This window comes from Thaumasiovibrio subtropicus, assembly GCF_019703835.1.
Lineage (GTDB): Bacteria > Pseudomonadota > Gammaproteobacteria > Enterobacterales > Vibrionaceae > Thaumasiovibrio > Thaumasiovibrio subtropicus.
The window spans coordinates 3,589,888-3,602,748 of sequence record NZ_AP023054.1 but is presented as its reverse complement, the minus strand read 5'-3'; the positions used below and the strand labels follow the sequence as shown (position 1 = coordinate 3,602,748).

Below are 12,861 nucleotides of genomic sequence, written 5' to 3'. Positions count from 1 at the left end.
TTAGGTGTTCTCCAGCATTTCGTTATTCGAAGCACCCGGTGGTACGAGTGGCCATACATTTTCTTCTTCGTCGATTAACACATGAAGTAGATATGCCGTTTTACTGGCTAGCATCTCTTTTAAAGCGGGTTCTACTTCTTCTTTTTTTGTGATGGTTTTACCCGGGATATCAAATGCTTTCGCTAGCATGACAAAGTCAGGGTTGTCATCCAAAATCGTTTCGCTGTGGCGGCCATCAAAGAACAGTGACTGCCATTGGCGAACCATTCCTAGGCGTTGGTTATTCAGCAAGACCATCTTGACCGGAATTTGACGACGTTTTAACGTTCCCAGCTCTTGAATGTTCATCATAAATGACCCATCGCCTGTGATTAGGATAGATTGGTCATCCGGTCTTGCAACCGCCGCACCCATCGCAGCCGGTAAACCAAAGCCCATGGTGCCGAGGCCTGCGGAGGTGATGAAATTTTGAGGTTCACGGGGTTGGATATGCTGGGCGGCCCACATCTGGTGCTGTCCCACATCCGTTGAAACCATACTGGTGTCTGGCATCATGTCAGAGAGCTGTTTCAAGAGGCCCGGAGCATAAATTAACTCGCCCGGATGGTCATAGCGCCACTTAAAGCTGCTGCGCAGTGTTTCGCTGTGTGTCACCCATTCACTAATATCTTGGCTCAACTCAAGCTGAGACAGTGCGGCGGGAATTTCACTTCGGACAGGGGCATTCGCCGTGCGCAGTTTGTGGATTTCTGCCGCATCGATATCGATATGAATCACTTTGGCATTGGGTGCAAAGGTATCGAGCTTACCGGTGACGCGATCGTCAAATCGTGCACCCACAGCGATCAATAGGTCGCACTCTTGAACAATTAAGTTGGCCGCTTTCGTGCCGTGCATTCCCAGCATGCCCAAATAGTGAGGATCATGGCGCTCAATGGAACCAAGGCCTTTGAGTGTGCTGACAGAAGGCATTGGATTAAGGCGTAAAAACGTGCGAACGGCATTGGTTGCATGCCCCAACTGGACACCACCACCTACATACAGCACAGGTCGGCTGCTTGCGGATAACAGGGCTTGTGCTTTTGCGATCTCTTCAGCGCTGGCGACAGGCGAAGCTGGTGGAGTGAAGGGAGGTGCTAAATGAACAGGTGCTTGCGCAAGCTGAACATCCTTTGCGATATCCACAACAACAGGGCCAGGGCGGCCAGATTTTGCGACTTCAAAGGCTTCTGAGAGCGTTGGAGCTAACTCATTGATGTCAGTGACTAGGTAGCTATGCTTGGTACAAGAGAGTGACATGCCAATCACGTCCATCTCTTGGAAGGCATCGGTGCCAATGTGAGAGCTGGCCACCTGACCTGTAATGGCAACCAGCGGGATGGAGTCTAGGAATGCATCGGCAAGTCCAGTCACTAGGTTAGTTGCACCGGGACCGGAAGTCGCCATACAGACCGCAACGTCTTGTGTTGCGCGAGCCATCCCGATCGCTGCCATCGCCGCGCCTTGCTCATGACGGCATAAAATATGTTCAACGCCACCATCGTAGAGAGCATCATATATGGGCATGATTGCACCGCCTGGGTAGCCGAAAACTCTGCTAATCCCTTTTTTATGCAGTGTCTGTACCACCAACTCTGCGCCTGTCATGATTTTCTCCTTGCCTGTCCTAGTGTGTTATATCCGCATTTTAGTGAATAATTATTCTAAAAGTGTGTTGCGTTCTGATGATGTAAAAAAGCCCCCGGACTTTTCAGTGCGGGGGCTTTGCGTTTGCTGTGTCTGCCTTATTTTGCGCCTGCTCGCCCCCGTTGCGGTGATAGAATCACCACAATAATGTCGATAATGAGGACGAGAACGTTGGCAGTAAAGTGCATTGACTGTCTATCCAATAAATTTGGTTAAAAACGCTATTTTTATGTAGTTGTGTTGCTTGTCTTTAGGAGTAACACAGACATAGGTCACATGACAAGTAAAAAGTGAAAAAAACTTGTGCAGCTTGCTACTCAAAATCGTTAACTGTGTGTGTTCGAATTGTAGGATTCAGGGAGTGAATGACAGGATGTCATTAGCCATTGTGCATAGCCGCGCGAGTGTGGGAGTCAGTGCGCCTGCCGTGACGGTTGAAGTGCATATCAGTAATGGTATGCCTGCTTTTCAACTTGTTGGATTGCCTGAGACGACGGTGAAAGAAGCGAAAGATCGCGTACGCAGTGCGATCATTAACGCGAACTTTGAGTTTCCCTCAAGGCGAATCACGGTCAATCTCGCCCCTGCGGACCTCCCCAAAGAGGGAGGGCGTTTTGATCTTCCTATCGCACTTGGTATTCTCGCTGCATCGGCACAAATCCCAGATACGCTATTGGCAGAATGTGAATTTGTCGGTGAGTTGGCACTCTCTGGAGAGTTGCGTGGTGTGAAAGGCGTATTACCTGCTGCGGTCGCGGTGAAACAAGCGAAGCGCACCTTGGTTGTTCCCCATTGCAATGCAGGGCAAGCGGCGTTAGTCGGTAGTGAGTTCCATAAGTCGGCAGTGAGTTTGCTTGAAGTGTGTGGCTACCTGTCGGGACAACAGGCGCTGACGCTGCAGTCACCAGTGATTGAGCAGGCGCAAGCCGCAGCATCAGGGCGCGACTTACAGGATATTATTGGTCAGCAACAAGGTAAGCGCAGTTTAGAAATTGCCGCGGCTGGTGGCCATAATTTACTGTTTATGGGGCCGCCCGGCACAGGTAAAACGATGCTGGCCTCACGCCTTTGCGATTTATTGCCCACCATGACCATTGAGGAAGCGATGGAGACGGCGTCCGTCGCGTCTTTGACCCAACAAGATATCCATGAAGGCAACTGGCGGAATCGACCTTTTCGAGCCCCTCATCACTCCTCGTCGATGGCAGCACTGGTGGGAGGGGGTTCGACACCTCGCCCCGGAGAAATTTCATTGGCGCATAACGGTGTGCTTTTTTTAGACGAAATGCCCGAATTTGAACGGAAAGTGTTGGATTCATTACGTGAGCCGCTGGAATCTGGCGAGATCGTGATCTCTCGGGCGACGCAAAAAACCACCTTTCCAGCACGCTTTCAACTCCTTGGTGCCCTCAATCCAAGTCCGACAGGCTACTATGAAGGCAGTCAAACCCGTACTAATCCACAGGTGATCTTACGTTATTTGAGTCGCCTCTCAGGGCCCTTACTCGATCGCTTTGATATGTCATTAGAAATACCGCTATTACCACAAGGAACATTAGCGAATGGCGGCGACCGCGGCGAGCCGACTCAGGTCGTGAAAGCGCGTGTGTATCGTGCCCGAGAGATCATGCTGGCACGTGCGGGGAAAGTGAATGCGTTGTTGTCAAATCGCGAGCTTGACCGAGATTGTGCCTTACAAGCCGGTGATGCAGCCTTTCTTGAGAGCGCGCTGCATCAGTTAGGGTTATCAATTCGCGCCTATCACCGTATTATTAAAGTGGCGCGCACGATTGCCGATTTACAAGGTGAGGCAGAGATTCATCGCAGTCATCTCGCTGAAGCACTCGGCTATCGAGCCATGGACAGATTGCTCAAACAGCTCACCGCGCAGGCCGTGTGAATTTCATGTACAATGCGCGACTATTCAAACAGTAAGGAGAGGCAGTTCGCGTGTTGAGATGGGCAATCTTAGTGCTGAATGTGGCGTTAGTTTTGATTAATTCAGCGTTGGCGTCGACCACTATTTGTTTTCTCGCGTTGATCAAACTTCTCATTCCCTTTCCCGCTGCTAAATTGGCAATAACGCATAGCGCACACGCTGTGATGAAAGTGTGGAGCGCGGTGAACGCCGGCTTACTTAGCCTTATGAATCCGCAACTGGTATGGCAGATCGAAGGAATGGACAACGTACGGTCGGGTACGTGGTCACTGATGATATCGAATCATATTAGTTGGGCGGATATCGTCGTGTTGTTTTCTGTTTTCCGTCGTACCATGCCTATCCCAAAGTTTTTCTTGAAGAAAGAGTTGCTGTACGTGCCTTTTATCGGGGTGGCCTGTTGGGCGGTCGATATGCCCTTTATGAAACGCTACTCGCCCGCGTATTTGCTTAAACACCCAGAAAAACGCGGCAGTGATTTAGAAGCAACGCGCCGCAGTTGTGAAAAGTTTCGCGCCACGCCGACGACGGTTGTCAATTTTGTCGAAGGGACGCGTTTTACCGTCGATAAGCAGGCGAAAACAAAAAGCCCTTACCGGCATTTATTGCCACCTAAGCCCGCAGGCATAGCGTTTGCGTTGCAAGCGATGCAATCTCAAATGAAACAAGTGGTCGATGTTACCTTGTGCTATCCCGATAATGCGGAGAAGCCTTTTCGCGATCTGTTGCAGGGCAAGATGCAGCGCATCGTGGTCAACATTGAATGCATTACCATTGATGAAACGCTGCAAGGGGATTACTTCAACGATCCTGTTTATAAACGTCGTTTTCAACGTTGGTTGCAGGATCGTTGGTTACATAAAGATGCCTATCTTGACTCGATGACGGAGACAGCATCAGCCAAAGCATCTAACTCCTGATCTGAAAAGACTTGAATCCCGGCTTCTAGCAAGGCTTGCGTTGTCATGCCTTGTCCTGCCACTTTGACACCAGAGAAGGTGCCGTCATAGATTTGATGGCGGCCACAAGACGGGCTGTTTTCTTTTAGTACTGCAAAACGAATGTTGTGTTGTTTACACAGCATGAGCGCATGAAGTGCACCTCGATTGAAGGCTGCGCTGACATCTTCCCCTTCAATGGTAATGATATGGCCATCTTGCTGAAGCTCTGCGGGTGGTCTTGGGGTCGGTAAACCACCGCTGACTTCTGGGCAAACGGGCACCCAACGATCACGCCATGTGGTGATAAGGGGATGCGGGATTAAGTTGTCATTGCCGTCATACCTGACTTGCTCACCGAGTAGGCAACGGCTTATTAGAATTTTTTCCATGTTAATTATTGTTTTCCATGATATTTATACCTAGCAAAAAGGCCCTGTAGGGCCTTTTCAAATATCATTATGGAGCGGATTTTTTACTTTGTCAGTAGGTAATTGACGACATCGATAAAGTCTTGGTTAGACTGCAGTTCTTGGGTCAACACCTGGTACTGGTTGTTAACGACAATCGTTGGCACACCGCGTAGACCGCTATCTTGGAATGCTTTGTTGTAACGACGGGTCATTGAGTTGACCGCAAAGCCGTTATACGCACCATCAAACTTCGCCGCATCGACCCCTTCGTCGATGAAGATTTGACGCAGCTCTTCTTCGTTACGAGGCGCTTTGTCTTTGACATGAATACGGTCGAACAAGATAGGGACAATGGTGTCTTTAACGTTAAGTACAATGGCAGTGGCAAAGGCCTTACTCATTGGTTCACCCATGTTTCCACCCATAAAGCTGACATGGTATTTCTGGAACTTAGCGTTTTCAGGCAAACTCTCTTCCACTTGCTTCATCAAGGGCTCGAAACGAAAACAGTGTGGGCAGTAGAAAGAGAAAAATTCGGTGACAACCGGCGAAGAAGATTTATCGAGCTGCGATAGCACAGCGTAGTGCTTCCCTTCTTCAAATTTGGCAGCATGCACCGAAAGTGACATCAGTGTCGCTGCGGCAAATGCCAGTAGTTTCTTCAACATATAAGCTCCTTTTGAATGCGCTTTTATTCGTTTTAAAATTGTTATTACCACTGTGGTGACAAGCTCAAAGGTGGCTCTCGCAGCGCTGCGATTTGCTCTTTGAATGCTAGAACTTGCCCTTCCCAGTATTTTGCATCAGCAAACCACGGAAAGGCGAGTGGAAATGCAGGATCTTGCCAGCGTTTTGCCAACCAAGCCATAAAATACACCATACGTAGACCGCGCAATGGCTCAATTAGTTGCAACTGTTTTTTATCAAATTGGCAAAACTCTTCATACCCTTCCAAGATGGTATCGAGTTGAACAAGCTTTTCTTGTTTGTCACCGCTTAGCAGCATCCACAAGTCTTGGACGGCTGGTCCATTCCGCGCATCGTCTAAATCGACAAACAGGGGCTCATCGCGCCAAAGAATGTTACCGGGATGGCAGTCGCCATGAAGACGAATGGCTTGCCAATCGTTATGCCACTGTTGACTGATTTCAGCAATGAGGAGGTTGAGATCAGAGAAAAACGCTTTGCGAATATGCACTGGAATGAAGTCGCTGCCTTCGAGCAGTTGACGAGGCTGATGCAAGTACTCTTCCAAGCCGATAGTTGGTCTCGCTTGGAAAGGGGCTTGCTGGCCGACCTGATGAATGCGGCCCATATAGCGGCCAACCCACTCAAGCTGGTCGAGGTTATCGACTTCAAATTGACGTCCACCGACACTTGGGAAAAGCGTAAAACGCGCCTCATTGAAATGATGCAGAGTCTGTCCATCGATGGTCAGGGGCGCAACCAAAGGAATCTCATGTTCGGCTAATTGTTGCGCGAAGGCGTGTTCCTCGAGGATCTGTGCGTCACTCCAGCGTTCTGGGCGGTAGAACTTGACGACATAGCGCTTGCCATTTTCGGCACCAAATTGATAAACCCGGTTCTCATAACTGTTGAGCGCGAGGAGGCCAGTTTCAGCGCGAATGCCGATGCTGTCGAGTGCATCGAGTTGGCGGTCAGGGGTAAGCTCGGAAAAGCTAAAGGAAGACATAACAGAATCCAGTAAGGAATGATGGTCATATCTTAACGAGGTTCTCGCCAAGACTAAACTCTGAAGTGCTTTAGATGCATACCATTGGCTTTAAGAGCAGGCTTCAGAAATGAGTTAGAATGTGCGTGCAGAGTAAAGATGTTGGGCCTTTGGCGCGATAGCGCACCCAAGACCCTAGTCCGCGTTACATTTTGCTAATGAAACGACTCTCTGTTTCGATTGGAGTAATATCTGGCTGATCGAGATTCTCTATTTTGAAGCGGATGAACTGAATCGGTGTTGAAAGGTGTACTTCATCCACACCAAGACTAACAGGCACACTTTCAATCCCTCCCGGTGGTACCGTAATGGTTTGCTCGCCATACCAAACCACATCCGCGATGCCTTCTACACTGAGCGAGTAGCGCTGTGTCTGTTGGGTCTTATTGAGCACCTTTAAGGTATAGGTGTTTTCGGTCAAGCCAGCACTGTTGGTTTTAAACAGTTGGTTTCGGTCACGAATGACGTCTAACCCCATCGTTTGAACCGTGGTAAGGCTGAAGATAAACAGGCCGACCATCGCAAGCATAACCACCCCATAGCCGACGAGCTTAGGCCTGAGGATGTCCGTTTTGTGCCCTTGCAGTTTATGCTCCGTGGTATAGCTGATTAAGCCTTTTTCATATCCCATTCGCGACATGGTTTGGTCACAGGCATCGATACAAGCACCGCAGTTAATACATTCGTACTGCAACCCATCGCGGATATCGATGCCAGTGGGACAGACTTGGACACAGAGATCGCAATCTATGCAATCCCCTAGGCCCAATTGCGCCGGATCGGCTTTGCGGCTTCTGGGACCTCGTGTTTCACCCCGCTCATCATCGTAGCCGACGATAAAGGTATCTTTATCAAACATCGCCGATTGAAAACGGGCATAAGGGCACATGTGCAGGCAGACAATGGAGCGCATCCAGCCCGCATTGCCATAGGTGCAAAGCGTGAAAAAGAGTACCCAAAAGGTCACCGCAAAGCTGGTTTGGAAGGTGAAAAAATCAATGAGCAATAGGTGGATGGGAACAAAGTAGCCAACAAATGAAAGCGCGGTGAAGAGAGACACCGTCAGCCATGCGCTGTGCTTCAGTGTTTTACGCACTCGCAATTTGTGAGTTAGCGGCATACTGTCTTGCTTACGACGTTTATTGGCATTGCCTTCGAGCTTCTCTTCAAACCAGACGAAGATATAGGTCCAGACGGTTTGAGGGCAGAGATAGCCACACCAGACACGCCCAAAAAAAGTGGTCGCAAAGAAGAGTGCAAAGGCAGCGATCATGAAAACAAGTGCCAGTAGGGTGAGATCTTGAGGCCAGAGAGTGGTGCCGAAAAAGTGAAATTGTTGGCCTGCGATATCCAATAAAATGGCTTGGCGATCGCCATAGGGAATCCATGGTATGCCGATAAACAGCAGCATAAAAAACCAGCCCATGCGGTTTCTAAGACGTTGATATACGCCCTGCATGGCTCTGACATAAATGCGTTGTGAAGGATTGAATCTATCTTTGTTGGCTGACTTGTGGGCGCGCGGATTGAAGGTTTGCACCTCAATCGGCTTCGCCTCGTGTTTCTCTTTGCTCATGTTGCTCCCATGCTCAATGTGAGCTTATTGTTTTATTTTTATACTATTGGCTGGGTGGATTATACCCACACAAAGAGTATCAAAATGATAACAAATGCATAAAAATGAGCGAGCGCAACGATAAGTTAATCTTTGTGTACAGAGTTTTCGTGCGATGTCGATAAAGGCGTACAAAAAGGAAGGGTATAGCGTAGACAAGAAAAAGGCCAACGTGAGGATGCTGGCCTGAGGGTATTAGATAACACCGCGTGCTTTGAGGATGGCGGTTTTGAAGTCATCTTCACAATCTTTGGCCAGTCCCGGAATCATCTCTTCTTTCTGGCTGTTGCGCATTTTCAGGTGGTAGATGAGGACATCATCAGTAAGATCTTCCAGTTTTCCTTCATAACCGGCTTCTTCAGCTAGCTTGACTAAAAACTGTAATAGATTGAGTTCGCTATCTTTTTGCCATTCAGGATGAATGAGTTCGATCAATTCGTTAACGCGATGACACTTCATAATTTCTCTCTCAAAGTCTGACTTTAGGGCGCGTGGGCTTGCTTTTTAGCAGAGTAAAACGACTCGCACACGCGTGTTATTGTCGTAGTTTTAATGTGGTTAAAGTAGCAAACTTGGATGTTAAAGGTAATAGCCAGAAAGAAAAAAGCAGTGCTGAAGTGCACTGCTGAATAGGGTGTCATCGTATTACTGCGCTTTTGCTGGTTTTGGTGCCTCAAAACGAGGAGCAAAACTGCTAGGACGCGTGCGCGATGGACTGCGCGGGGTCGGCATATACCGAGCTGGCGTTGCGTGCATGGCTGTTGGGATCTCTACAGCGTGCAATCCTTGGCAAAGTGAGTAAAAACTGAACAAAATCTGTTTCTGGAACATACCTTCCGATCTGTTCAGTTGTGATACGGCGCGCAATTTATCAACAAATACAGATAAGATCGACAACTTTTGGTCAAATTTTTTTGTCATTTTGAATTCACAAATTTCAGCTAACACTTGTTCGCTGAGTTGTGTCATACTGATTTGACTATTTACTCTATCCGTAGGTGTTGTGGTGGTTGAAAAGAACAAGCGTGATTACTCGATACGTGAAGAGATAGCGAACAGTATTACCCATGGTGTTGGGATCATTTTTGGCATTGTGGCACTTGTGTTGCTGCTGTGGAAAGGGGTTGCGGCTGAGGGGGATGCGCTGACGATCACCAGCTTTGCGATTTACGGTGGCAGCATGATCTTGTTGTATCTTGCTTCGACACTCTACCATGCCATTCCCTTTGCTCGCGCAAAGCGCCTCCTTAAGACATTTGATCATTGTGCGATTTATCTGCTCATTGCGGGTACCTACACGCCATTTATGTTGATCAGTTTACGGACACCGCTATCTATCACCTTGATGGTGGTGATCTGGCTCATTGCCGTGGCGGGGGTCATCTTCAAAGTGGCGTTTGTGAACAAATTTAAGAAGCTGTCGTTAGCCACCTATCTCTTTATGGGCTGGCTCTCTCTCGTGGCGATTTACCCTTTAAGCCAATCTTTGTCGCTGGGTGGGATGGTCATGTTAGCTGCGGGTGGTTTAGCCTACTCTTTAGGGGTCATCTTCTACGTGACTAAGCGCATTCCTTTTAACCACGCCATTTGGCATGTTTTTGTATTGGCGGGAACGGTATGTCACTTTGTCGCGATTTACGGCTATGTTGAGGTGGTTTAATTGCGCCAGTATGCGGGGTAAAACAGTACCAGCACCGTAATGATTTCTAGCCTGCCCATTAGCATGGCAAGGCTAAGTATCCATTTCGCCATAGCGGGCAGAGATGCAAAGTTTCCACTAGGGCCGATGATATTGCCCATGCCCGGCCCGACGTTAGCGACGGCGGTAATGGCTCCCGATAAGCTGGTTGTTGCATCAAGCCCCAGCAGTGCGAGCAGTAAGGCTGTGACGATGACCGTCACAAAGAAGACTAGCGCGAATGCGATCACAGAGCGCACTATGCCTTCAGTCACTTTTTCACCGTTGTATCGCTGAATAAAAACGCCAGATGGATGAATGAGCTGCATCATGTGGCGATTGAAGAGGGCAGTGGCAATTTGAAAGCGGAATAGTTTGATCCCTCCCGAGGTAGAGCCTGAACAGGCGCCTGCCATCATTAGAAAAGCAAAAACGACACTCATGGCGGCGCCCCAGTGAGTAAAATCACCTAACCCAAACCCTGTCGTCGTCATCACTGAGATAACGTTAAATAGCCCAACTCGCACAGCGTCGAGCCAAGTGTAATGACTTTGATAATGAAGACTAAATGCGACGATGGCACCAACCAACAAGGTCAACTTCGCGAAGCCACGCACTTGCGCATCTTGTGTGATGGGGTGGTGGGTCTTTCGCTTGAGTGCGCGAATAAAGAGCAAAAAGGGTAAGCCGCCAGCAAACATGAATAGGATGGCATTCCAGTGTGCGAGCGATGAAAAGTGGTTCATTGAACCATCAGAAGTTGAATACCCGCCCGTTGAGAGCGTGGTTAAGGCATGGTTGATGGCTTCAAAAGGTGACATACCTGCAACGAGGTAGCCTAAGTAACAGAGAAAAGTTAAGACAATATAGACCTGCACAATATGCAGTGCGACTTGCTTGGTACGCGGAGCACTTTTTTCCGACCAATCAGAAGATTCGGTGTGGAATAGTCGCATCCCTCCCACATTCAACATCGGCAATATCGCCACGCCCATCACAATAAAGCCAATACCACCAAGCCATTGTAACAGTGACCGCCACAGTAAGATGCTGGGTGCCATCGAGTCGAGCCCGCTTAATACCGTTGAACCTGTCGTCGTGATGCCCGACATGGTTTCAAAGTAGGCGTCACTAAAACTGATATGGTTAATGAAAACAAACGGCAATGCTGCGAAGGCACTGGCGATGGTCCAGACTAACGTGGTGATGAGAAACATGTCTCGCACACCCAAGCGAAAAGTCCGCCGCCGCCCGAGTGCGAGTAGGGCAAACGCACAACTGTGAGTAATGAGTATCGCACTGCCAAACTCCCAAAAGCCTTGGGTGGCAGTGGAAAAAGCGACGATAGCGGGGATGTACATGAATAGGGCTATTTTGGATAGCACTAGCCCTATAACAAAAAGAATCGTGGCCAGATTGAGCATAGCGGCTTACAAGAAGAACGGGCTCGGTTGGAACAAGCGCTCAACATCAGGGATGTACTTTTTATCGACTAAAAACATCACTACATGGTCGTCTTGCTCTATCACGGTGTTGTCGTGGGCAATCAAGACTTCTTCATTGCGGACGATAGCACCAATCGTTGTACCCGGTGGCAATTTTATATCGCCGATCGCCCGACCCACCACCTTAGAGGTGTTCTCATCACCATGAGCGATTGCTTCAATGGCTTCTGCTGCGCCACGGCGGAGTGAGGAGACATTGACGATATCGGCTTTACGGACATGGGTAAGCAGCGCAGAGATGGTGGCTTGTTGCGGCGAAACGGCAATATCAATGGTACCGCCTTGTACCAAATCGACATAGGCACCACGCTGGATGAGTACCATCACCTTTTTTGCGCCCATGCGTTTCGCAAGCATGGCTGACATGATGTTGGCTTCATCATCATTGGTCACAGCAATAAAGACATCGACTTGGTCGATATGCTCTTCGCTCAGCAGCTCTTGATCCGAGGCGTCACCACAGAAGACGATGGACTTTTCTAGCATTTCAGACAGGCGTTCTGCACGGGCCTGATTCCGCTCAATCAGCTTGACGCTATAGTTCTGCTCAAGGCGTTTGGCAAGGCCGGCGCCAATGTTCCCCCCGCCAACAATCATTAAGCGTTTGTAGGGTTTCTCCAAACGTTGCAGCTCACTCATCACTGAGCGAATGTGGTGACTGGCGGCGACAAAAAAGACTTCATCATCGGCTTCGATGATGGTGGTGCCTTGCGGGCGAATTGGGCGACCTTGACGAAAAATAGCGGCAACACGAGTATCGATGTGCGGCATATGCTCACGCAGTGCGGATAAGGCGTTTCCAACCAGAGGCCCACCGTAATAAGCTTTGACGGCGACCAGCCCGACGCGGTTGTCTGCAAACTCGACGACTTGCAAGGCGCCCGGGTATTCGATCAATCGGTGGATGTAATCGGTGACCAGTTCTTCCGGGGCAATAAGGTGGTCAACAGGCACGGCGTCGGTCTGGAACAGGGTCTCTTTTTCTCGGAGGTATTCCGGTGAACGAATACGTGCAACACGGTTAGGGGTGTTAAACAGTGAAAAAGCAATCTGGCAGGCGATCATGTTGGTTTCATCAGAGTTGGTGACCGCAACGAGCATGTCAGCATCTTGCGCGCCTGCTTCTCTGAGGGTTTTAGGGTGGCTTGCAAATCCTTGTACGACACGCAGATCGTATTTATCTTGCAGATCACGAAGGTGTTCGCCGTCCTTGTCGACAATGGTGATGTCATTGTTTTCACCACAGAGGTTTTCCGCCAAGGAGCCACCGACTTGGCCGGCACCCAGAATAATAATCTTCATGGTTGTTCCCAAAAAGCGCACCTCTGTGCGCATTGACAATGAGGCCCAATGAA

12 protein-coding genes are annotated in these 12,861 nt (G+C 49.1%); 3 read left to right on the top strand and 9 right to left on the bottom strand.

Annotation, left to right across the window (positions count from 1 at the left end):
* Positions 1-1,647, bottom strand: a complete 1,647-nt coding sequence (gene ilvG / locus TSUB_RS16205; protein ID WP_087023611.1) for an acetolactate synthase 2 catalytic subunit — start codon at positions 1,645-1,647, stop codon at positions 1-3.
* Positions 1,648-2,059: 412 nt separating this feature from the next.
* On the opposite strand from ilvG, the gene TSUB_RS16200 reads away from it, so the two are divergent.
* The gene (locus TSUB_RS16200; RefSeq protein WP_087023609.1) at positions 2,060-3,586 is read left to right on the top strand and encodes a YifB family Mg chelatase-like AAA ATPase; all 1,527 of its coding nucleotides are present in this window, start codon (positions 2,060-2,062) and stop codon (positions 3,584-3,586) included.
* Between the two features lie 50 nt (positions 3,587-3,636).
* Positions 3,637-4,545, top strand: coding sequence for an acyltransferase (locus tag TSUB_RS16195; protein WP_087023607.1), 909 nt, complete (start codon positions 3,637-3,639; stop codon positions 4,543-4,545).
* On the opposite strand, the gene TSUB_RS16190 is transcribed toward TSUB_RS16195, so the two are convergent.
* The 6 genes from TSUB_RS16190 to TSUB_RS16165 form a co-directional block, all read right to left on the bottom strand.
* Positions 4,494-4,955, bottom strand: a complete 462-nt coding sequence (locus tag TSUB_RS16190; protein ID WP_087023605.1) for a 2-thiouracil desulfurase family protein — start codon at positions 4,953-4,955, stop codon at positions 4,494-4,496. The two genes, TSUB_RS16195 and TSUB_RS16190, sit on opposite strands and share 52 nt — an antisense overlap.
* Positions 4,956-5,038: 83 nt before the next feature.
* Entirely contained in the window at positions 5,039-5,641 is a 603-nt protein-coding gene (locus TSUB_RS16185; RefSeq protein ID WP_192867866.1) for a thiol:disulfide interchange protein DsbA/DsbL, read from the bottom strand.
* A 47-nt stretch (positions 5,642-5,688) separates the two neighbouring features.
* The gene (locus tag TSUB_RS16180) at positions 5,689-6,669 is read right to left on the bottom strand and encodes a serine/threonine protein kinase (RefSeq protein ID WP_087023601.1); all 981 of its coding nucleotides are present in this window, start codon (positions 6,667-6,669) and stop codon (positions 5,689-5,691) included.
* Positions 6,670-6,853: 184 nt separating this feature from the next.
* Positions 6,854-8,284, bottom strand: a complete 1,431-nt coding sequence (gene ccoG, locus TSUB_RS16175) for a cytochrome c oxidase accessory protein CcoG (RefSeq protein ID WP_087023599.1) — start codon at positions 8,282-8,284, stop codon at positions 6,854-6,856.
* A gap of 234 nt (positions 8,285-8,518) precedes the next feature.
* Positions 8,519-8,782 (bottom strand): YihD family protein, encoded by a 264-nt coding sequence (locus tag TSUB_RS16170; protein WP_087023597.1) that lies wholly within the window; start codon positions 8,780-8,782, stop codon positions 8,519-8,521.
* 186 nt (positions 8,783-8,968) lie between these two features.
* Positions 8,969-9,292 (bottom strand): hypothetical protein, encoded by a 324-nt coding sequence (locus TSUB_RS16165; protein ID WP_087023595.1) that lies wholly within the window; start codon positions 9,290-9,292, stop codon positions 8,969-8,971.
* A gap of 37 nt (positions 9,293-9,329) precedes the next feature.
* Here TSUB_RS16165 and trhA point away from each other — a divergent pair, with 37 nt between their 5' ends.
* Positions 9,330-9,983: a PAQR family membrane homeostasis protein TrhA gene (trhA, locus tag TSUB_RS16160; protein ID WP_087023593.1), complete on the top strand. Its 654-nt coding sequence runs from the start codon at positions 9,330-9,332 to the stop codon at positions 9,981-9,983.
* Here the strand turns inward: trhA and TSUB_RS16155 are convergent.
* Together TSUB_RS16155 and trkA are read right to left on the bottom strand one after the other, a co-directional pair.
* Positions 9,980-11,425, bottom strand: a complete 1,446-nt coding sequence (locus TSUB_RS16155) for a TrkH family potassium uptake protein (protein WP_087023591.1) — start codon at positions 11,423-11,425, stop codon at positions 9,980-9,982. The genes trhA and TSUB_RS16155 overlap by 4 nt on opposite strands.
* Positions 11,426-11,431: 6 nt before the next feature.
* Positions 11,432-12,808, bottom strand: coding sequence for a Trk system potassium transporter TrkA (gene trkA / locus TSUB_RS16150; RefSeq protein WP_087023589.1), 1,377 nt, complete (start codon positions 12,806-12,808; stop codon positions 11,432-11,434).
* Positions 12,809-12,861: the final 53 nt, after the last annotated feature.